This window comes from Gemmatimonas aurantiaca T-27 (genome assembly GCF_000010305.1).
Lineage (GTDB): Bacteria > Gemmatimonadota > Gemmatimonadetes > Gemmatimonadales > Gemmatimonadaceae > Gemmatimonas > Gemmatimonas aurantiaca.
Genome location: NC_012489.1, coordinates 2,984,212 through 3,005,839, shown reverse-complemented (window position 1 = coordinate 3,005,839; position 21,628 = coordinate 2,984,212). Strand labels below are relative to the sequence as shown.

Genomic DNA, 21,628 nt, shown 5'->3' with positions numbered 1-21,628 from the left:
GGTTCCCTTGCTGGTGATGGGCGCCGTGGGCACCGCCACCGCGTGTACCGACAACGCACCGGCAATGGATCTGACGATGCGCACCGCTTCGGCGACGGCCGTCGAAGATGTGATGAGCGACAGCGTCGACGCCGCCACGGGGCGCCCAGGTCCCAAGGCATGGACGTGGGAACCCATCATCACGAAGGGCCACCTCGTCGGCATCGACGAGCGGTACGAACGTGGACTCATTCGCGTCGTGCGATTGTATGCCTTCGATACCACCGGCTCCCTGCGTCACTATCGCGAGTGGCGTCTGCGCGGTGATTCACTCGCACCCTGGCCCACCATCACGGCGGCAGGCATCGATTCTGCCGTGATGGCCGATGCACCAGTCGATGCCACGACCGTGGAATTCCTCGCCGGTGTGCCGATGTACTCGGTACGCCGCACCGGCCGCCTGACTGTGCCGTTTCACCGAGTGGAGATGCGACGCATCGTGGCACGTGCCCACACGTTGTACTCCCGTGCCGCCGGCGCCACCGCATCGCGATAGCGCCCGGTCCGACATCGGTACCACCGACAGCCTACGACCGAGCTACGATCAACCCATGCGCTCGGAATAGCGCTCCAATGCCGTGAACTTCTCCACCTTCCAGTTGGGATTCACGCGACCGCCGTACCCGTGTTCCTGCAGCCACACCTGCTCCTCGGCCAGCGCATCATCGGACGTCAGATCACGGTACCACCCCTTCTGACGCTGCTCGCTGCCGGGAAACCAACGATAGCCGTGAGCCTTGAGCACGTCCTTCACTTCGATCGGTGTACCGGTGGCCCACAAGCGGTACGTCCGTCGACGAGCATGCTGCAGCAGCAATTGCAGCGGCGCGATCTGGACCGCTGATCGCACATCCTCCACATCGTCGGACGAATCGCTCGGCGACACCGGATGCGCAGATGCCAACAGATGCAGGGTGGCCAGGCAGTCATCGGCGGCGCGATGGCCCGTGTGAAACGCGCGAGCAATGCGGTAGAGCAGGTAGTCGAGCTTCTGGCTGCGACTGCCAAAACGCACCCACGGCACTTCCTGCTGCGAACACGCCCAATGTTTGGCCGCGAACGCTGGTAGTCGGCGCTCCAGCATGCGACGGTCGAAACCCGCATTGTGCGCGATGACGAGCACGGCCTGATCGAGCGCGGCCAACACCGCAGCGTCGTCGATGCGCTTGCCACGCACATCGTCATCCGTGATGCCCGTGATGGCCGAAGCTTCGGCAGGAATCGGCCGTCCCGGATCTTCGAAGTACGACAACGGCGGGTGCACCGTGTACACCCGACCCTCCCCATCGAAATCGAACGGCACGGCGCCAAACTCGATGATGACATCGCGTGCCGTGTCGAGGCCGGTGGTCTCCACATCCACCACCAGACCACGCATCAACGGCGTCCCTGGCGGTGCCGCATCCGGTGCGTGGTAAAAGGCCGGCACGACCAGTCGACGGAGCACCTGATAGTCCCCCGACAACTCCAGCGCCTCCACCATCGTTTCGTGCTGCGCGTGCTGTTCCGCGTCCACTATCGGGCGTCCCGGTTGAGATCGCACAAAGGTAGTGCGAATGCGTCAGCGCGATGACATCGCCAGCGTTCCTTCGGTATGCTCCGCAACATCTTCCGCCGCATCCAGTCCCGCGGCCAGATCCCGCCACAGCGCCTCGGCTGACTCCAGACCCACCGACAGCCGCAGCAGACCATCCGTGATGCCCTCGGCCTCCCGCACGGCCGGATCGAGCAGGCGGTGCGTCAATCCCGCCGGATGTTGGATCAGCGTGTCGGTGGAGCCCAGACTCACCGCCGGCGTGATCAGCGTGAGCGCGCGCATCAGGGCATTGGCCGCATCCACTCCGCCACGGACTTCGAACGCGATCAGGGTGCCCGGACCGGCCATCTGCCGACCGATCAGTCCAGTGGGATCACTACCGGCATGACCTGGATAGTGCACACCCGTGATCATCGGATGGGCGGCCAGGCGCTCCATCAGCACCCCCGCCGTGCGCTGCGCATGTTCGACGCGCATGGGCAGCGTGGGGAGGCCACGTAGCAGCAGGAACGCCGCCAGGGGATGCAGGATGCCCCCGGTGAGAATACGCACCTGGCGCAGCCGGCGGGCCCACACTTCACTGGTGGCGACCACACCGGCGACCACATCACCGTGACCACCCAGGAACTTGGTGGCGCTGTGCAGCACCATCGTGGCGCCATGACGAAGCGGCTGCTGAAGCACTGGAGTCGCGAACGTGCTGTCCACCACCACCGGTACGGTTCCGGCGTCACGCACGATCGCGGAAATGTCGAGCAGATCGAGCGTGGGATTGGCCGGGGTCTCGATGAAGACGAGGCCGGTGTCCGGGCGAATCGCCTGCGCCACCTCATGCGGCTCGGCAAAGGTCACGTCGATCGGCAGCAGCCCGCTGTCGAGCAGGTGGTCCGTGCCGCCGTAGAGCGGGCGCACCGCCACCACATGACGGCCATGCATCGCCGCGGCCAGCAGAATGGCCGTCGTGGCGGCCATTCCCGACGCAAAGGCCACGCACGCCTCGGCGCCTTCCAGTTCGGCTACCGCCTGTTCTGCGCGGGCGACCGTGGGATTGTGGAGTCGAGCATAGATGGCGCTGCCCTGCGGCGTGCCCCCTGCGGCCATGGCATCGTAGCTGGCCGTACCCTGTTCGGGATCTGGCACCGGATAGGTCGACGACAGGTCGATAGGCGGAGCGTGCACACCAAGCGCGTGGAAGTCAGCGCGGCCGGCATGGACGGCCAGGGTGTCGAAGTCGGGCAGGAGCGAGCGGATCACGGTGCCTCCGTAGAGCTCGGATGGCGGACGGTGTTCGGTGGGATGGCTTGATATTAGAATGAACGTCGTATGGACAGTCAAAATCCGAAGAAAATTCGTCCCCTGCTCGAACCTGAAGCGCTCGACCGAATCGATCGCGCCATTCTGGTCGCCTTGCAGCAGAATGCACGGCTGACCAACAAGGAGCTGGCAGCGCGTGTAGGGCTCGCCGAATCGAGCTGTCACGAGCGTGTGAAGCGACTGGTGGCCGGAGGCGTGGTTCGAGGGTTCCACGCGGAGGTCGACCCCAGGGCGCTGGGGGTGGGCCTTCAGGCGCTGGTCGCTGTGCGTCTGGCACGGCAGACCAACGCGGCGGTGGTGTCGTTCCGGCAAGCCATGCTCGCCCTGAACGAGGCCATTGCGGTGTTTCACGTGGCCGGCGCCAATGACTTCCTCGTGCAGGTGGCGGTCCGGGATTCGGACGAACTGCGCGACCTCATTCTGCGTGCGATCACCGCCCGTCCCGAGGTGGTGCACGTGGAGACGTCCCTCATCTACGAGCACGCTCGCAACGCCGGCTTCGGGGCCCCGTAGGAGCGCCGAGGCGCGCCCACTAACTTTCAGGGCATGAGCGCTTCTTCCGTACTGCCGGCCGTTACTGATGCGGACTTTGTCGACCTCGTGTTGGGGGCGCCCGACCTGGTCCTGGTCGATGTCTGGGCGGCGTGGTGCACGCCCTGTCTCACGCTGTCGCCGGTGCTGGAACGGCTCGCCGAGGCCTACCGGGGGCGCATGCGGGTGGTGACGCTGGATGCGGACGCCAATGTCGAGACCGTGGTGAAGTACGACGTGCGTGCGCTGCCCACGGTGCTGGCATTCCGGGGGGGCGTGCTGGTGGCTAGGCAGTCAGGGGCCCAATCGTACGGTACCTATACCGCACTGGTCGACAGGCTGCTCGAAGCCAGCGCCGCAGCGCCCGTCGCGGCGCCTGCTGTACGGGAGGCCTGGGACGCGCCGGTCGCCGACCAGGATCCCGCCATGGCGGAGGCCCAGGCCCTCAGTGCGGCGGCTGAGCCCATGGTGCTGTTCAAACACAGCGCGACCTGCTCCATCTCGGTGTCGGTCAAACGGGAATACGATGCCTTCGTGGCAGCCAACCCGGATGTGCCCACTCGTCTGGTGATCGTGCAGGACGAACGGCCCTTGTCGAATGCGCTCGCCCGCGTGCTGCGGGTGCAGCATGAGTCACCGCAGGCCATTGTCGTTCGGCAGGGGGAGGTGCTCTGGCACGCCTCACACCGCCGTGTCACGGCGGCCGGATTGACCAACGCGGTCCGGGGCTGAAGCGCGGCGACCCTGACGGGACGTGCGGGGGGACGCTAGTTATCGGGATCGGTCCCCTCCGCTCTTCTCCAAAGACCATGTCCCGAACCTCCGCTCCCCGGTTGGCGCGTGTCCTGCTGTTGGCCCTGACAGCGACTGTTTTTCCCGGTGCCGTTCGCGCGCAGATCGCGACGACGGCCGCAAGCACGGCCGGGCAACGTCCACCGCGTGCCATCCGCCGCGATATCCCCATCACGAACGCCATTCGTCGCGCCATGAGTGCCGGGGTGCGGGATTCCACCGGCAAGCCCGGTGCACGCTATTGGCAGTTGCGTACCGACTACCAGATCGACGTCTCACTCGATCCGACCACGGCGCGACTCACCGGCAAGGCACGTATCACGGTTCACAACGCGAGCCCGGATTCGTTGCGCGAGATCGGCTTGCGGCTCGATCCCAATCACTTCATCGGTACCGCGCCACATGCGGCACCGTGGGTTCCCGCCGAAATCACCGACGGCATGCAGTTCTCGCGCATGACGGTGAACGGCGCGCCGGTGAACATTGCCTCCAACGCGGCCCCGCAAGCGGCGGGCGCGGAAGGCGCGCGGGCTATTCAGACGGCGCAGGCCGCCTCGGCCAATGCCGCCGGTGAGAATACGCTGGTGAATGGGCGGTCCACCAACGCCCGCATTCGTTTGGGTTCGCCGGTGTTGCCCGGCGCACGCGCGGTGCTCGAAATGGACTGGTCGCACAAGCTGCCTGGCGGTCCGGGCACCGGCCATCGCATGACACAGCGCTGGGCTGATACCCTGTTCCAGCCCACACAGTGGTTCCCGCGTGTGGCCGTCTACGATGACCTGCGGGGCTGGGACACGGAGTTCTATCTCGGGCCGTCGGAGTTCTACAACAACTTCGGCACGTTCGACGTGAACATCGACGTACCGGCCGGTTGGCTCGTGAGTGGCACGGGTCTGCTGCAGAATCCCGAGCAGGTACTCACCGCACGGGCGCGCGAACAACTCGCCAAGGTGACGCAGTCCGACGCACTCACCATGATCGTCGGACCGGATGAAGTGGGACCCGGTCAGGCCACCGCCACCAGCAGCACGGGGCGTCTCACGTGGCGCTTTCATGCCGACACGGTGAACGACTTTGCGTGGGCCACCGCCAAGAAGTACGTGTGGCAGGCCACCCGGGCCACCATTCCGGGCAAGGGGCCAGTGCCCATTCATCTGCTGTACTTGCCGGGGCGCGCGAACGTATACGAACGTGCCCCGCAGATCACGCGACATGCCCTCGAGTTCTACTCCAAGCTCTGGTTCCCGTACCAGTTCCCGCAGCTCACACTGCAGGACGGTCCCAGCGCCGGCATGGAGTACCCGATGGTCATCAACTCCAATCAGGGGGCGGCGGATCACGAGACCGGACACCAGTGGTGGCCCATGGTCGTTGGCAACAACGAAACCTGGTATGGCTGGATGGACGAGGGGTTCAATCAGTACATGAACATCCTCTCCGCGGCTGATGCGGCCGGCCGTCCTGCAGTCCTCGATGGAGAAGGACAGAAGTACGGACAGACATCGGGCAACGAAGCCGAAGCGCCGATGATGTGGAACGCCAACTATGCAGGCCCCGGCTTCTACGGGTTCACCACCTACAGCAAGACGCCGCTCATGCTGTCCATGCTCGGCGGCATCGTCGGCGACAGCGCGGTGCAGAAGGCGCATCGTGAATGGGCGAACGCGTGGCTGTTCAAGCACCCGTCGCCGTGGGACTACATGTTCTTCATGAACAAGGCGCTGGGGCGTGATCTCGGCTGGTTCTGGTATGCGTGGCTCTTCACCACCGGCAGCGTGGATGGACGCATCGAATCGGTGAAGACCACGGCGGGTCGCACCGCGGTCACGGTGGCGCAGGACGGCGACATGCCGGCACCCATCGTGCTCAAGGTCAGCTTTGCCGCGAAGGGCGCGCCCATCCGCCCCATGAAGAACGCGGTGATGCTCGATGCAACCACGGCGTTGGTCACCGTGCCGGTGGACGTGTGGTTCGGCGGCGCGCGGTCTGTCACAACCATGCTCACCTTTGGTACACGACCGATCGAAAAGGTCGTACTCGATCCGAATCGTCGTTTTCCTGACCGAAATCCGAGCGACAATTCATGGCCCAAAGTCCTATAGTGACGGCTCACCACCGTATCATCACGGAGCGGCGCTAAAGTCTCCCAGCCTCAAGTCCGATGCACAAAGAACCCGCCGGATATCCGGCGCTCGCAGCCAATCCATGGTGGATGGCCGCGCACACGTGACGGTCTTCGTCTCAAGGTTCAATGTTCAGTTTACGGACTCTCAGCGCGCGTTTGCGTGCAGTGGCTCTGCTCGGCGCAGCCGGGATACTTGCAGTGGCAGTTGCCGGGCAGGCCGCCCTCTGGCTTGCTCGGTCGGCCACCGCGGAGCTGACGGATATCAATGCCGCTCAGCGCTTGCAGATGGATAGTGACATGATGCATGACGCCATGCGCGGCGACGTGCTCGAAGCGCTCCTCGCGGGCGCACGCGGTGACACGGCGGCAGTGACGGGCGCAAAAAGCTCGCTCACCGAACATGCCGAGCGGTTCATTGGATCGCTGAACACCACCGATTCATTGATCAACAGCCCCGAGATCGATGCGTTGATGCCCGAACTGCGCACCGCCGTCGTCGGCTACGAAGCGATCGCGGACAGCGTGCTGCAGGTCGCTGGCCGACCGGCCAGCGAAAGTGCCGCATCGCTCGAGCGATTCCGGGCAAGCTTCACGCAGGTGGAAGAGCTCATGGAGCGCTTCGGGGATCAGATCCAGGCCCTCAGCACGTCGGTGGAGCAGAACACGGCGCAGCAGTTCTCGCGCGCCACGCTCCTGATCTGGATCATGTTCGCCGTGTTCTTCGTTGCCGGTCTCGCGTACGCCTGGCGTATCGCGCAGGTGCTCGGTCGCCGCATGGCGCGTATTGCGAAGCAGGTCGCCACGCTCCAGAAGCAAGGCGTGGAAGAAGTGCGGCATGCGCTCGTGGCGCTGGCACGTGGCGAACAGGTCACGCTCAAGCAGCATACGATTGCCCACCTCAATGATCCCGAGAACGACGAACTCGGTGCGGTCGCCAAGGCGGTCGATCAGATCGCCGACGAATGCGGCGAGTCGTTGCGCAATTGCTTGCGGGCGCAGGATGCCGTGGCCCACACGGTGCGTGAAATCGACCGGTTGGCCAGTGAAGCGCGAAAGGGTGTGCTGAATGGGCAGGCCGATCGCCAAGGTGTGGAAGGACGCTACGCAGAAGTGCTGCTGGGTGTGGAAGGCGTGATGACGGCCGTGGCGGTGCCACTCACGGAAGCCCGTCGGGTGCTGGATGCCGTGGCGAATCGCAACCTGGAAGTGGAGACGGAGGGCGAGTTCGCGGGAGAGTTTGCCCGCATGCAGGAGTCGCTCAATACCGCCATCGGTCAGCTCGGCGATGCGCTGGGTCAGGCCCGTGCGGCGTCCGAACAGGTTGACGACGCAGCGCGTCAACTGGCCGACGCGAGCCAGCAGTTGGCGATCGGTGCGTCATCGCAGGCGGAAAATGCGGAGCGTGTCGGCGTCGCCATCGGTACACTGTCGGCCAACGCAGCCCGTGCGGCTACGCAGGCGACGGACATGAAGAGCAGTGCCGAGAAGGCGCAGGCCAGTGTGCAACAAGGCGCGGAAACCATGCAGGCCCTCAACGCCGACATGCAGCGCATCAAGCACTCGGCCGATGCCACTCAGCGCATCGTCAAGACCATCGACGAGATCGCGTTCCAGACCAATCTGCTCGCACTCAACGCCGCCGTCGAAGCGGCACGTGCCGGCGATGCCGGTCGTGGGTTTGCTGTGGTCGCTGAAGAAGTACGGGCGCTGGCGATCCGTTCGGCTGAAGCCGCGAAGCAGACCGCTGCGCTGATCGACGAGGAGATTCAGAACGTCGACGGCGGTGTGAAGCGGGAAGAACAGGTGCGCGAACAGCTTCTGGCTGCACGGCAGCATGTGGAACGCCTCACGGCCGCAATCGCGGACATCGTGCACGCCGCCAATCAGCAGTCGAGCGCGGCCGGCGAGATCTCGAATGGCATCGCCATCGTGAACGAAGTCACGCAGCAGGTGGCGAGCAATGCGGAAGAAGGCGCCGCGTCGTCCGAAGAATTGCTGGGCCAGGCGACGCACCTCGCCGCGGTGGTGAAGGCCTTCAAGACTCGGGACTGGCGCAAGCGTTTGCCGGACACGGTCTCGCTCGACGCCCGGCGTCGCGCGGTAGCCTGACCCAAACGACACGTCGCCGCAGTGGTCTCAAAAGCCGCTGCGGCGACGTAAGTCGTTTGGGGAATGTGCCTTGTAGCAGAATGTGATGTCTCTAAAGTGTTGAAACTCTCACTGCTTGACTAAATGATTGGATGAGGGCAATTTCAGGGGACAACCGACTCGTGGTCATTTGCCGCCTATTGCCGCCACGTAAAACAACGAGCTAAAACGCGACGCCCGGGCGGCTTCTTCAGTTGCCCGGGCATTGTCGTACGGAGACGGCGCCACCGCGAGCTGCAGGAGCTGGATATGTCTTCGTCGCCGTCGATTCTTCCCATCGCGATCTATCACGAGCATCCGGATTGGTTCCGGCCGCTGTTTGCGGAGCTCGACGCGCGGGGGATCCCCTATGAGCGGATCGATGCTGCTGCGCATGTATTCGACCCGTCGGAAACGGAAGCCCGCTGGTCGCTGGCCTTCAATCGGGCGAGCCCGTCGGCGTACCTGCGCGGCCACGGACAGACCACGTTTCACACGCTGCACTGGTTGCGTCACCTCGAGCGTCTCGGTGTGCCGATCGTGAACGGTGTGCAGGCGTACAGCAACGAACTCTCCAAGGCCACGCAGCTCGATCTGCTGCAGTCGCTCGGTCTGCCGTATCCAAAGTCCCGCGCGATCAATCACGCCTCGCAGGCCGTGAAGGCCGCAGAGGGGCTGCGTTATCCCGTGTTGGTGAAGGCGAACGTTGGTGGCAGCGGTGCAGGCATTGTGAAGTATGAATCACGCGAGGCGCTCGAAGCGGCCGTGGCCGCCGGCACCGTGGACCTTGGCGTGGATGGCACCGCGCTGGTGCAGGAAGCGGCACCGCTGCGCAACGGGCACATCACGCGTGTGGAGACGTTGAACGGCAAGTACCTCTACGCGATCAACGTATTTCCGCCCGTGGGCTCGTTTGATCTCTGCCCGGCCGATGCGTGCCAGACCACGAGTGGTGCGGAGCTGGTGCGTGGTGCATGCGCGGTGGACGCTCCCAAGAGCGGTATGCGCGTGGAGCGTGCCGATCCGCCGGCCGAGATCATCGCGCAGGTGGAGCGCATCTCGCAGGCGGCTGGTATCGACGTGGGCGGCATCGAGTATCTCGTGGATGACCGCGATGGACAGCACTACTTCTACGACGTGAATGCGTTGTCGAACTTCGTGGCCGACGCCGTCAACGTGATTGGTTTCGATCCGTTTGCGAAGCTGGTGGACTATCTCGAGCAGCGCGCGGGGCTGGTGCCTGCGGCGGCGGGTCACTGATGCGCTTCGGGTATTGGCTTCCGGTCTTCGGTGGATGGCTGCGCAATGTGCCCGACGAGGGCATGGATGCGAGCTGGGCCTATGTGCAGCGTCTGGCACGTCGCAGTGAGGAGATCGGATTTGACCTCACACTCATCGCCGAGCTGTTCCTGAACGACATCAAGGGCATCGAGGCGCCGGCGCTCGATGCGTGGAGTACGGCCGCCGCATTGGCCGCCGTGACGCAGCGCCTGGAATTGATGGTGGCGGTGCGTCCCACGTTTCATCATCCGGCCACGTTGGCCAAGCAGGCGGCCAATATCGATCGCATCAGCAACGGTCGCTTGTCACTCAACGTGGTGTCGAGTTGGTGGAAGGACGAGGCGCGGCGCTATGGCACGCAGTTCGACCAGCACGATGATCGCTACGCACGCACTGCCGAATGGCTGGACGTGTTGCACGGCGCCTGGTCGCAGAAGGCGCTGAGTTACCAGGGCAAGTACTACCAGGTCGAGGATCTCATCGTCGAGCCCAAGCCGGTGGCGAGTCGCAGCCGTCCGCATCCGGTGCTATATGCCGGCGGCGAATCGGATGCGGCGAAGACGCTCATCACGGGGGCGTGTGATGCCTACGTGATGCATGGCGATCCGGCCGAGCGCATTGCGCCCAAGGTGGCCGACATGCGCGCCCGTCGTGAACGCACGGGGCAGCGCCCGATGCTGCACGGTATGGCTGCATATGTGATCGTGCGTGATACGGAGGCCGAAGCGCAGCGCGAACTCGAACGCATCACGAACGTCGCGCCAGGATCCCCGGGGTTTGGCAACTATCAGGACTGGATCGCGAACACGCAGCTCGATCAGCAGGTGTCGCTGCAGGACTACTCGGTGTCGAATCGTTCGCTGCGCGCCGGGCTGGTGGGAACGCCGGAGCAGGTCGCTGACCGGATTCGTGCGTTTCAGCAGGTCGGGGTTGACCTGTTGTTGCTGCAGTGCAGTCCGCAGTTGGAAGAGATGGAGCGATTTGCGGAACAGGTGATTCCGTTGGTGAATGGGGTTCGGAGCGTGGCGGCCTAGACTCGTCGTCACGGGTCTCGGCGCCACGGCCTCACGGTTTCTAGAGGAGTCAGGAGGGAGTTGGAGAGGACGCAGTTCGCAGGACCACCGTGGTCCTATTGATCTGCGTCCTCTCCAACTCCCTCCTGACTCCTCCTGATACCGTGAGGAATCGGCGCCATATTTCCCGAATGCCCCGCCAATCCATTCTCGCCGCCATCGCGCTGCTGGCGACACACGCCGCCGCGCTCGAAGCGCAGCCCCGCCGTCCGTTCCCCATCGACACCGCGTCGATCGCGACCATTCAGGCCGCCTTCAAATCCGGTCGTCTGACGTGCAAGACGCTGGTCTCCCAGTACCTCGCCCGCATCGACTCGCTCGACAAAAAGGGCCCGGCCCTCAATGCCATTGTCACGCTGAATCCGCAGGCCCTGGCTACCGCCGAGCTGCTCGACGCCTCCTACGCGGCGCGCGGCCCCGTTGGTCCACTGCACTGCATTCCGCTCATTGTGAAGGACAACTTCGAAACCGTCGGCCTGCAGACCACCGGCGGCTCACTGGCACTGGAAGGCTGGAAGCCGCCGCAGGACGCCACGATGGTGAAACAGGTGAAGGACGCCGGTGCTATCGTGCTCGCGAAAAGCAATCTCGCGGAATGGGCGTTCACGCCCTACGAAACGGTGAGCTCCATTCTGCCGGGCTACACCCACAATCCCTACGCGCTCGATCGGGTCACCGCCGGTTCGAGTGGTGGTACCGCCGCAGCCGTGGCCGCGAGTTACGGCACACTGGGCCTCGGGACCGATACTGGGAACTCCATTCGCGGTCCCTCGGCGCATCAGGCACTTGTGGGCATCCGTTCCACGATGGGCCTGACCTCGCGCGCTGGGGTGATTCCGCTCAACGAAGGCGCCGATATCGCGGGGCCTATGGCGCGTCGAGTGTCCGATGCGGTCGCCGTCTTCGATGTCATCGCTCACAGTGATCCGGCGGATACCGTGACGGTGCAGGCCAACAATCGCCGAGCGGAGAAGTACACCACCGCGCTCACGCGTGGGGCCCTCAAGGGCGCACGGATCGGCGTGTTGCGGCAGGCATACGAGCGGCCCACGCTCGACAAAGAAGTGAATACCGTGTTCGAGCGCGCGATGGCTGATCTGCGCAAGGCCGGGGCGGTGGTGCTCGACACCGTGCGCGTCGATTCGCTGGAGGCCATCCAGCGTCGTCAGCAAGGAGGCTGCAATCGATTCAAAGCCGATCTCGAACGCTACTTTGCCGCACGCGCGCCCAATGCGCCGGTGAAAACGCTCAATGACATCATCACCAGCCGGCGCTTTCATCCCACCGTGGAACAGCGTCTGCGTGATGCGGCCGCCGCCACCCAGATGCCGGAAGACAACCCGGGGTGTCAGAGTCGCGAGCAGGTGCGCGCCGCCGTGCGCGCCGCCGTCACGCAGTTGATGGATTCGCTCCAACTCGACGCGATGATCTATCCGACGTGGAGCAATCCACCGCGGCTCATCGGCGACCTCAATACGCCGCACGGCGACAACAGTCAGGTGTTCTCACCCACCACGGGATTCCCGGCCATCACGGTACCGATGGGCTACACACGGGGCGGCACGCTGCCGGCCGGGATCAGCTTCTTCGGCAGGGCGTGGAGTGAGTATCGACTGATCCAGCTCGTGTACGATTACGAACAAGCCACCAAACACTGGAAGGCACCGCGATATCGCGCGAGCGCCGGCAGCAGCGCGACCAACTAACATCGCCGCAACGTCGGGCAGCGGGACAGCAGGAAGGAGGTGACCAGATGAGGCCGATGCAGAGGATCTGGACTCTGCAATCGAACGCCTGCCTGGCCACCTCCTTTCTTTTCCCCTGCGGACTCTTCAGGATTCTGGCCCCAAGTACCCGCTTCAGATAGCCTAGTGAGAATTTCCATAGGTGGCAGTCGTGGAAACTCTATATGTCCGATAGGCTGTTAATATAGGTGTTATGGATATCACCCTGTTGCGGGCCTTCCTCGAAGTGGCGGATGCCGGGGCGTTCAGCCGCGCCGCGCGACGCATCGGCATCGCCCAGCCATCGCTCAGCCTGCAGATCCAGCGGCTCGAACAGCAGTTGGGCACCACACTCTTCGAGCGCCATGGACGTGGCGTGGCGTTGACTGATGTGGGCAAGGGGCTCTATCCCCGCGCCCGTCGTATCGTCGATGATGTGCGGGCCGCCGAAGAAGCCGTGCGACGCGAAGTGGCCGAGGGATTTGGCAGCATCACCGTGGGAGCCATTCCCACGATTGCGCCCTATGTGTTGCCGGCCGCTCTCGAGCGTTTGCAACATCGTCATCCCGGCGCACGGGTCGTTCTGCGCGAAGACTACTCGGCGGTGCTGGTCGACCTGTTGCGTGAAGGGGCCATCGACGTGGCGATTGCTGCGCTGCCATATGACTTCGGCACCCTACCGCAGGATGTGCTGGGCAGCGAAATGCTCCTGGTCGCTGTGCCAGCGTTGCACCCCGCCGCCCGCGCCGGAAAGATCACGGTGGCCCAGTTGCAGGACGCGCCCACGGTGACGCTCGATCCCGTGCATTGCCTGGGGGAACAGGTGGCCGGCTTCTGCGACGCCCGTCAGGTGAATCCGTCGGTGGTGTGCCGCAGTGCGCAGCTCACCACCGTGTTCGAAATGGTGGGCGCCGGCATGGGGCTCAGCATTGTGCCGCAGATGGCGGCGGCCAAACACAACACCTCGCGCTGTGCGGTGGTACCGCTCGCCGACATGGCGTTGGAGCGCGACATCATTGCCCTGTGGCCGCGTGATCGCGCGCCGTCCAAAGTGGCGATGACGTTCGTGGATTGTGTGCGGCAGGTGGTGAACGGCGCGTCGTAACCGACTACCGTAGCCGTTCACCACCTGCGGCGCGGCACATCACGCGGTGATCACGACGAGTAGTACGCCGCGTTCTCTTCCACGTACCCCTTGGTGAGATCGCAACCGAAGGCACGTGCCACACCGTCGCCCACGCCGAGTGCAATCTCCAGGTCCACGACTTCACGTGAGAGTGTTTCGCGCACAATGGCATCGTCGAAATCGAGACGCTCGCCGTTGGCCACCACCTGGTAGCCGTTGATCCAGGCATCCGTGGTGGCCGGGCGAATGGTGCAGGAGAAACACTTGCCCACCGCCATCAGTAGCCGACCCACATTGGGGTCCGCGCCGTGCACCATCGTCTTGACCAACGGCGAGTTGAGCACACTCTTCGCTACCACGTAGGCTTCGCCGTCGTCGAGCGCACCGCGCACGGATACCCGCAGCAGATGCTCCGCGCCTTCGCCATCGCGCGCGAGTATCTCCGTCATGCGCGTACAACCAGCCGTGAGCACGGCGAGAAACTCGGCTTCGTCCACCGAGCCCGCGAGTCCGTTGGCGAGAATGGCACAGGTGTCCGAGGTGCTCGTGTCCGTGTCCACCGACAACATGTTGAACGACGGCTTCACGGCGGCCCGTAGCAGCCGATCGAGCGTGGGGCCATCGAATGCGGCATCGGTGAAGATGTACGACAACATGGTGGCCATGTTCGGCTCGATCATGCCCGAGCCCTTCGCCACCCAGGTGATGGTCGCGTTGCCCACCGACGCCGACAGCGCCTTGGGGTGAGAGTCGGTGGTCATGATGCCTTCCGCACCGACCATCGGATCGTCCTGCAGGTCCGCCGTCATACCGATCACACCCGCTTCGATTTTCTCGATGGGGAGTCGCACCCCGATCACGCCGGTGGAGCTGACCAGCACCTTGTCGGCCGAGGCTCCGATCTCCTGCGCCGCTGCACGGGCCATCCGTCGCGCGTTTTCCACGCCCGTCGCCCCGGTGGCCACATTGCTCACCTTGCTGTTGGCGATCACCGCGCGCAGCGTACCGCCCGTACCGGCCTTGATGGTCTCGCGACCCAGTACCACCGGGGCACCCGGGAAGTGATTGCGGGTGAACACGGCGGCGGCAGCGGCGTCCACTTGGCTGACGAACAGCGTCAGGTCACGGGCGGTCGGCTTGAGGCCCACATTGCGGCTGGCACAACGGAATCCACGCGGGAAGATCGGCGTGGCATGAAAGGCAGGGGTATCGGACATCCCTCAAAGCTGAAAGAGCTCGACATCGCACGCCAGTCACCACATTCCGCGCGGCGGCAGGCGCGCCAGCGGTCGAGCCCGGTCTTCCTTAAGACGCCCTTAACGCCGTGGTGATAAGCCGTATTCCAGAACGTGTTTTGTCGTCATTTTATGTGGTGAGCCGTTAAATTTCTGGGACTGCAGCGGGTGGTGTGAGTCGTGTTGGTGCTGTGCACATGGGTACACTGCACAGACCGCCCGTCCTGTTTTGGACTCCTGATTCACCAAGCTCGGACTGCCTGTGCCTTCACAGCCCTCGCTGCGCCCATTCGATATCGCGGTGGCCCTGCGCCTCGTCCTCGTTCCTGAGGACCGGTATGAGCCGCTCGCCAACGCCCTCGCTACCAGCACCAGTGCGGTGCACCGTGCTGTTGCGCGGCTGCAGCAAGCCGGATTGTGTGGCGTTGGTACACGCACGGTGAACAAGGAGGCCCTGCGCGAGTTCCTGGTGCACGGCGTGCGCTACACCTTTCCCCCGGTTCATGGCCCGGAGCGCACCGGGTTGCCGACGGCAGGGGCACATCCTGCGCTCGCGGCGTCCCTGGGCGATCAGGCTGGTCCGCGACTGGTGTGGCCTTCCGAGGGTGGAACGACCCGCGGCGAGTCCCTGACACCGCTGTTCACGGGCATGACCCGTGTGGCGCAGCGCGACAGCCGCATGCACGAACTGTTGGCTACGGTCGACCTGCTGCGCGTTGGCTCCGATGCGCAGCGTGAAGCGGCCAGCGCGCTGTTGGCCCGTCAGATCACCGGCGACCTGTCGGCGAACTGAGTCGACGGCGGGATCGACGTCGCGATGGAGTGCGTGCGACGTCGATCCTGATCGTGTGTCACGGCCGTCGGCGATCAGACCGTGACGGACAAACCGTGGCTACAAACTGTGGCAATCAAACCGTGGTGAGCCCCGCCGCGCGCCAGGCCTGATAGCCGCCCACGAGATTGACCGCATCGGTGCGGCCCGCGCGGTGCAGCAGACTGGTCGCCACCGCCGAACGGGCGCCCGACTGGCACTGCACGACAACAGGACCCGCGGGGATGTTTCCGAGGTGATCCGGCAATGCGCCGAGAGGAATGTGGCGTGCATCGGGCAGATGACCACCGCTCCACTCGGACAAGCCTCGCACATCGATGATCGTGGGGGCACGTTCCGCGGGTACCTCGGACAACGCGGCCGATGTGAGTTGCGGGATGCGCGACGGGCTGTGTCCACGCGAATCCCACGCTCCGAGTAGCCCCTGCGCGCTCGTCCACCCCTGCACACGATCGAAGCCAATCGCCATGAGGTCGTGGGCCGCCTGCCGCACATCGGCCGGCGTATGGGCGCCTGCCACGGCCTGACCAGTGTCATCGACCGCATCCGCGATCGTCGAAAGCAGGATCACATCGCGTGCGATGGGGACGAGTGATCCCACCCACCCGCTGAAGCTGCGGCCATAGGGCACCGACAGCGTGCGTGGTACGTGTGCGTCGGCAAACGCCGATGCGGTGCGCAGGTCGATCACCCACACCTCGTCGGATGGCAGGCGGTCGAGTACATCGGCCGGATCCAGCATCTCGAGCGGTGTGCGGGTATCGAGCAGCGCCGGGCCTTCGCGATTGATGCGCTTCATGTCCGCGAAATACCGCGGCGGTTCCGGTTGCCCGGCGAGCACCTGCTCCACAAACAGCGCTTCGTTGGTCTCGGCGACGGCCCAATTGGCCAGCTTTTCGTAGCCCACTGTGGTGGAGGGCACCGCACCCAGCGCCTTGCCACACGCCGATCCGGCACCGTGCCCGGGCCACACCTGCAGGTGGTCGGGCAACGCGCGGAACCGATCGAGCGAGTGAAGCAGCGTGCGTGCGCCGGCTTCCATCGTGTTGGCCACCTTGGCCGCTCGCTCGAGCAAATCGGGGCGCCCGACATCGCCGACGAACACAAAATCCCCCGTCAGGATGCCCATTGGTCCGGCGGCCCGTGGCGTATCCGTCACCACGAAGGCGATGTGTTCCGGCGTATGGCCAGGCGTGTGCATCACGTCGAAGCGCAGGTTGCCCACCATGATCTGCGAGCCATCTCGCACCAGCGTGGCCCCGTCGGCTTCGGCATAGCCGTACTGCCAGTCTGTGCCACCCTCTGCCGAGAGGAACAGTTGGGCACCGGTGGCGGCACGCAATTCCCGGGCGCCCGACACGAAGTCGGCGTGGATATGTGTTTCGGTGACGTGCGTGATGCGCAGACCTTCCGCGCGCGCCACCTCGAGATAGGGCGCAATATCCCGCAACGGGTCGACCACGATGGCTTCCCCAGTGGCCTGGCAGCCGATCACGTAACTCGCCTGGGCGAGCGATTGGTCGTATAGCTGACGAAAAAACATACGAAGCGTCTGAAGCAGAATGAGGTGACGAACAACTCGTCACCTGAAAGTTCGCATGTTTTCCCGGCCAGTGACAGGCGTGCCACCGGAGCTATGCCCGATTGCTGCCGATGCTTATAACGTGTTCCCATGTCCACTACGCCCAAGCGCCGCCCCTCGACTCTGGCCGCCTCGAAGTTCGTGGCGTCCCAGAAGCCGTTGGGGGCGACGCCCGACCCGCGCACGCTGGTGCGCCCCGAGCCAGCCCCGATGACGGGCGCCGGTCGGTCATTGGCGAATGCGAATACGAACGCAAATGGAAACGGGAGCAAATCGACCTGGGGCCAGGTGCACGGGCGCACGCAGCACGGGGCACAGGGCACCCTGTTGCAGGGTGCTAGCGCCTTTTCGATGCCCGGGAATACCGCCGGCCGGTCCGTCGGTGGTTTTGCCGGCAAGGAGGCACCCAAGCCCACGGCCGCCGCGTCATCCAAGACGTTGCCCAAGACGCCGGCCAAGGCTCCCGTCAAACCGGCGGCTCGCAGCAAAGTGCTTGGCACGCCCAGCACGGCGCGCAATCGGCAGGATCACATCGTCGTGACCAGTCTGGTCGTGGCATTTGTGCTGCTCACGCTGGGCTTTGGTTCCGTGCGGGTCAGCGGTGACATGTCGACGGATCGCAGCAAGACGGCGATCACCAGCACGCTGTCGGTGGTGCACGAGCAGCAGACGGCGTTTCGCACGCTCAATCAGCGGTTCGCGACGTGGACGGAGCTCGCCGATCGTGGCATGACGCTGGGACCGCGTCAGGTCGTGGTCAAATCCAACGCCACCGCGTCGCATTGGTTCATGGCGGTGCGCGACAGCAGCACCGGTGTGGTGTGCTCGCGCACGGGCGAGCTGTTCGATCAGGGGCCCGATGAACGCCAGGCCGCCTGCTCGGGAAGCGCTCTCTAGGGGACATTCGCAGGCGCCACCAGCCGTTCGAGGGTTCCGCATCCCGCGGTCGGACGGTAGATCGCAGCGTGCCTACCGCGCTCCCCTTCCGCCTACCGCGCCGTCGCCGTTGCACGCGCGCCAATCGAATCACTGCCTGCCTGCTGACGGCAGCCCTGCTGGCGCTTGGCGACTCCGCGCCGCTGCATGCGCAGGCCGGTGACAGCACCCGGGCCGACTCCGCGCAGTCGCTGCAGTCGATACGGGTGAGTGTCACTCGCGAAGGCGCGCGGTCGCCATTTGAATTGCCCTTTGCGCTCACGACCGCGCCGCTTCATGCGCGTCCGGCCCAACGCCGCACGGGTGTGGGAGACCTGTTGCTCGGCGTGCCCGGTGTGCAGGTGCAGGATCGGGCGAATCCGTCTCAGGATCCGCGTATTGCGGTGCGTGGTTTTGGTGCCCGTTCCGCCTTCGGAGTTCGTGGCGTGCGCGTATTGCGCGATGGCGTGCCGCTGTCGTTGCCTGATGGACAGACGCCGATCGACTGGTTGGACCTCGAGACGATCGATCGTATCGACATCGTGCGTGGCACGGCGGCGGCGCTGTATGGCAATGCGGCCGGTGGGGTGATCGACATGCGCACGCGTGAGGCGGTGGCGGCGCCATTCGGCGTGGATGCGCGCTTCTGGGATGGTGGTGGTTTACAGCGCGCCAACGTCACCCTGTCGGGGCGATCGGCGGATCGCGAAGGCACCGTGCAGGATGCCCAATGGTTGGGCGCCTTCACCCGCACCCGTGGTGATGGACTGCGCGAGTGGTCGCGTCTCGACGCCACCAGTGCTTTCCTGCGCGGCATGGCGCGCATCAAGGGAACGACGGTGGAGTTGCAGGCCACGCGCTACGACGCACCACGGGCGGAAAACACGGGCGCACTGACGCTGGCCGAACTGACACGGGGTCCTCTCCTGCCGGATTCGCTGAACATCACCAAACAATCACGGAAGGCGGCTCGGCAGACGCAGGTGGCGCTGATCGCCGAACGCGTCATGGGGCAGGCCAATGTGCGCGGATCGGTGTTTGCCGGTACCCGCACCCTCGACAATCCGCTGCCTTTCGCCATTGTGGCGGTGGATCGCGCGGTGAAGGGGGGCAGTCTGCACGGCGCCTGGCGCACCGCGGCCACGCCGTGGCCGCTGCGATTCGGCGTGGGTGTGGATGCACAGCGTCAGGTGGACGATCGTTTCAATTACGAAAACTGTGCGGACCTGGCTCCATCGGCACCCCTCTCCGCGCGCTGCCCGGTGCGTGGTGTGGAACGTGGCGCCGTTCGTCTGGACCAGCAGGAACGTGCGAGCAGTGTGGGCAGCTATGCGCGCGTGGAACTCGAAGCGCCGCACCATTTGCATGTGAGTGCCGCCCTGCGCGTGGACGCCGTGCAGTTCGGGGTGCGTGATCGCTTCATCACGCCCACCAGTGCCGATGATTCCGGTGATCGCTCGTTGCGTGCTGCCAGTCCGATGCTTGGATTGACGTGGCGCGCGCGTCCGATGTGGAGCCTCTACGCCAATCTGTCGACCGCGTTCGAAACGCCCACCGTCACCGAACTGACCAATCAGGAAGACGGTGCGGCGGGGCTCAATACCAATCTCGATCCCCAGCGCACACGCACCGTGGAAGTGGGTACCCAGCGGGTGGTTGGCGGGCGCGTGTGGCTCGATGTGTCGGTGTTTCACGCCACGGTGCTCGACGAACTCGTGCCGTTTGATGTGCCCAACCAGCCGGGACGGCGTGCGTTTCGCAATGCGGGGCGCACGTCGCGCCGTGGCGCGGAGACGAGCGCGCGGGTGACGAGCACACATCTCGAGGTGGGGACGGCGTACACCTGGTCGCGCTTTCGTTTCGATCGCTACGATGTGGGCACCACATCGTTTGCCGGCAAGGCGATTCCCGGTGTCCCTGAGCACTATCTGCAATCGTTTGCCACCGCACGCGCGGCGGGGCTTTGGAGCACCGTGGAACTCACGGCCGCATCGCATGCGAGTGCCACCGACGCGGGCACAGTGACGGCCGCCGGATATGCCGTATGGAACTGGCGTGCCGGGCTGGATGTGCCGCGGGTGAATCGGGGCGGTTTGGCGCGGGCACGCCTCACGCCCACCATCGGTATCGACAATCTGTTCGATCGACGGTATGCCAGCTCCCTCGTGGTGAACGCCACGCGCAATCGGTATTTCGAGCCGGGGCTGCCTCGTCGGGTCACACTCACCATGCAGTTGCGCTGGGATTGAGTCGGCGGTCGTGTTGAGATGGGAAATGACAAACGGGGCGCTGCGATCTTCGCAGCGCCCCGTTGTTCGGTGGCCGTCTACTGATACTGGATGTAGAACGGCTTCGGTGTGAGAGTCAGCAACTGGGCCGGCGTCATCATCGGGCCGCCATACTTGATGTCGTTCTTGTAGAACAGTTTGAATCCCGCGAATTGCACCGGCTCGGCATACACGTACGCCGCGTAGGAATCACGCTTGAGACTTGGCGGCCCCCAGCCGTCCATGTGGATCACCACCTGTACGCGCGGATCCCGCTTGATCTTGTCCGCGTTGGTGAGCATGGGGCGCGTGAAACGATGCACCACCAGGATCTTGGGGGGCAGCTTCTTCTCCGTCACGATGCGCGCGAGCTGATCGATGACCCAGTTCACGTCGACGGCATCATAGGACCCGATCTTCTTGCCGGGGCGTGTGCCGTCCTTCATGGAGAATTCGGGGTCGATACCCAGGTGCACATCGGGGCGCGACAGAAAGGTCTCGAGGCGCGGCAGTTCCTGCTGAATGGTGCTGAGCCCCACCTGCACGTCGAGAAAGAGCAGGGCGTTTCGCTCTTTCGCCCAGCCATGGACTTTTTCCGTGAGCGCGTCGCTATGGCGCATGCGATAGCGTCCGTCCTTGCCGGAGTCCCCCTGGGCAACTGTGGTGATGAGGTGCAGGGCGGGGATCACCGGTGTGGAGGGATCGGCGCGGTTCCAGGCGGCCACTTCACGATCAAGGCGGGCCAGCATGTCGTCTTTGGGATATTCGCCGAGTGCGCCCATGCGCTTCGAAAACGGATTGCCGTAGTAGGCGACAATGCGTTTGGCTGGCAGGATGCTACCGGGCAGTGGTGCGGGGCCGGGCACTGGCCACACAGGGGCTGGCTTGCCGGCCAGCGCGCGCGCGGCGGCGGAGGTGCCTCCGGTGGGATAGGCGTGCGTGCTGTCGGCGGGTTTGGTGGATGGTTTTGCGGCCGGCTTGGTGGCGGGCTTGGCCGGTACGCCGGTCGGCTTGGTCTGCGCGTGTATGGAATGCAGCGGCGCGGCCCATGCGGCGGCAACCAGCAGCAGGCGCGGCAGGACCGGCGGGTGTACGTGCAACCACGAAGGACGGAAAGACATCAGTGAG

The 21,628-nt window shown here is 64.8% G+C and carries 17 protein-coding genes; 12 read left to right on the top strand and 5 right to left on the bottom strand.

The features are described from left to right. Nucleotides 1-76: 76 nt before the first annotated feature. Complete coding sequence (locus GAU_RS13180) at nt 77-535, top strand: hypothetical protein (protein ID WP_169307681.1); 459 nt, start codon at nt 77-79, stop codon at nt 533-535. Between the two features lie 48 nt (nt 536-583). Here GAU_RS13180 and GAU_RS13175 read toward each other — a convergent pair whose 3' ends face one another. Both GAU_RS13175 and GAU_RS13170 read right to left on the bottom strand, forming a co-directional pair. Continuing rightward, entirely contained in the window at nt 584-1,555 is a 972-nt protein-coding gene (locus GAU_RS13175; RefSeq protein ID WP_015894373.1) for a 3'-5' exonuclease, read from the bottom strand. Nucleotides 1,556-1,600: 45 nt separating this feature from the next. Further along, complete coding sequence (locus GAU_RS13170) at nt 1,601-2,830, bottom strand: trans-sulfuration enzyme family protein (RefSeq protein WP_015894372.1); 1,230 nt, start codon at nt 2,828-2,830, stop codon at nt 1,601-1,603. Nucleotides 2,831-2,899: 69 nt separating this feature from the next. Between GAU_RS13170 and GAU_RS13165 the strand changes: the two genes are divergently transcribed. The 8 genes from GAU_RS13165 to GAU_RS13130 all read left to right on the top strand — a co-directional run bounded on the left by GAU_RS13165 (nt 2,900) and on the right by GAU_RS13130 (nt 13,648). Next, nucleotides 2,900-3,403 (top strand): Lrp/AsnC family transcriptional regulator, encoded by a 504-nt coding sequence (locus GAU_RS13165; protein WP_015894371.1) that lies wholly within the window; start codon nt 2,900-2,902, stop codon nt 3,401-3,403. 33 nt (nt 3,404-3,436) lie between these two features. Continuing rightward, nucleotides 3,437-4,153 carry a bacillithiol system redox-active protein YtxJ gene (ytxJ, locus tag GAU_RS21025; RefSeq protein WP_015894370.1) on the top strand — a complete coding sequence of 239 codons (717 nt, stop codon included), beginning with the start codon at nt 3,437-3,439 and terminating at the stop codon, nt 4,151-4,153. Between the two features lie 77 nt (nt 4,154-4,230). Next, on the top strand, nt 4,231-6,315 hold the full coding sequence (locus GAU_RS13155) for a M1 family metallopeptidase (protein WP_015894369.1): 2,085 nt from the start codon (nt 4,231-4,233) through the stop codon (nt 6,313-6,315). A gap of 221 nt (nt 6,316-6,536) precedes the next feature. Beyond that, nucleotides 6,537-8,447, top strand: a complete 1,911-nt coding sequence (locus tag GAU_RS22740; RefSeq protein WP_169307680.1) for a methyl-accepting chemotaxis protein — start codon at nt 6,537-6,539, stop codon at nt 8,445-8,447. Nucleotides 8,448-8,735: 288 nt separating this feature from the next. Then, entirely contained in the window at nt 8,736-9,725 is a 990-nt protein-coding gene (locus tag GAU_RS13145) for an ATP-grasp domain-containing protein (protein ID WP_015894367.1), read from the top strand. After that, nucleotides 9,725-10,780, top strand: coding sequence for an LLM class flavin-dependent oxidoreductase (locus GAU_RS13140; RefSeq protein ID WP_015894366.1), 1,056 nt, complete (start codon nt 9,725-9,727; stop codon nt 10,778-10,780). The genes GAU_RS13145 and GAU_RS13140 overlap by 1 nt, the downstream gene beginning before the upstream one ends. Before the next feature lie 170 nt (nt 10,781-10,950). Next, nucleotides 10,951-12,525 carry an amidase family protein gene (locus tag GAU_RS13135; protein ID WP_015894365.1) on the top strand — a complete coding sequence of 525 codons (1,575 nt, stop codon included), beginning with the start codon at nt 10,951-10,953 and terminating at the stop codon, nt 12,523-12,525. A gap of 232 nt (nt 12,526-12,757) precedes the next feature. Then, on the top strand, nt 12,758-13,648 hold the full coding sequence (locus GAU_RS13130) for a LysR family transcriptional regulator (protein WP_015894364.1): 891 nt from the start codon (nt 12,758-12,760) through the stop codon (nt 13,646-13,648). Between the two features lie 50 nt (nt 13,649-13,698). Here the strand turns inward: GAU_RS13130 and argJ are convergent, their stop codons facing one another. After that, nucleotides 13,699-14,886 (bottom strand): bifunctional glutamate N-acetyltransferase/amino-acid acetyltransferase ArgJ, encoded by a 1,188-nt coding sequence (gene argJ, locus GAU_RS13125; RefSeq protein WP_015894363.1) that lies wholly within the window; start codon nt 14,884-14,886, stop codon nt 13,699-13,701. Between the two features lie 280 nt (nt 14,887-15,166). Between argJ and GAU_RS13120 the strand changes: the two genes are divergently transcribed. Continuing rightward, nucleotides 15,167-15,697: a hypothetical protein gene (locus GAU_RS13120; RefSeq protein WP_015894362.1), complete on the top strand. Its 531-nt coding sequence runs from the start codon at nt 15,167-15,169 to the stop codon at nt 15,695-15,697. Between the two features lie 115 nt (nt 15,698-15,812). Here the strand turns inward: GAU_RS13120 and GAU_RS13115 are convergent, their stop codons facing one another. Beyond that, a complete protein-coding gene (locus tag GAU_RS13115) occupies nt 15,813-17,279 on the bottom strand; it encodes an MBL fold metallo-hydrolase (RefSeq protein ID WP_015894361.1) in 1,467 nt (488 codons plus the stop codon). 129 nt (nt 17,280-17,408) lie between these two features. Between GAU_RS13115 and GAU_RS13110 the strand changes: the two genes are divergently transcribed. Both GAU_RS13110 and GAU_RS13105 read left to right on the top strand, forming a co-directional pair. Beyond that, nucleotides 17,409-18,215 (top strand): hypothetical protein, encoded by an 807-nt coding sequence (locus GAU_RS13110; RefSeq protein WP_015894360.1) that lies wholly within the window; start codon nt 17,409-17,411, stop codon nt 18,213-18,215. Between the two features lie 68 nt (nt 18,216-18,283). Then, the gene (locus tag GAU_RS13105) at nt 18,284-20,482 is read left to right on the top strand and encodes a TonB-dependent receptor family protein (RefSeq protein WP_015894359.1); all 2,199 of its coding nucleotides are present in this window, start codon (nt 18,284-18,286) and stop codon (nt 20,480-20,482) included. A 77-nt stretch (nt 20,483-20,559) separates the two neighbouring features. On the opposite strand, the gene GAU_RS13100 is transcribed toward GAU_RS13105, so the two are convergent. Next, nucleotides 20,560-21,621 (bottom strand): hypothetical protein, encoded by a 1,062-nt coding sequence (locus tag GAU_RS13100; RefSeq protein ID WP_015894358.1) that lies wholly within the window; start codon nt 21,619-21,621, stop codon nt 20,560-20,562. Nucleotides 21,622-21,628 lie beyond the last annotated feature (7 nt).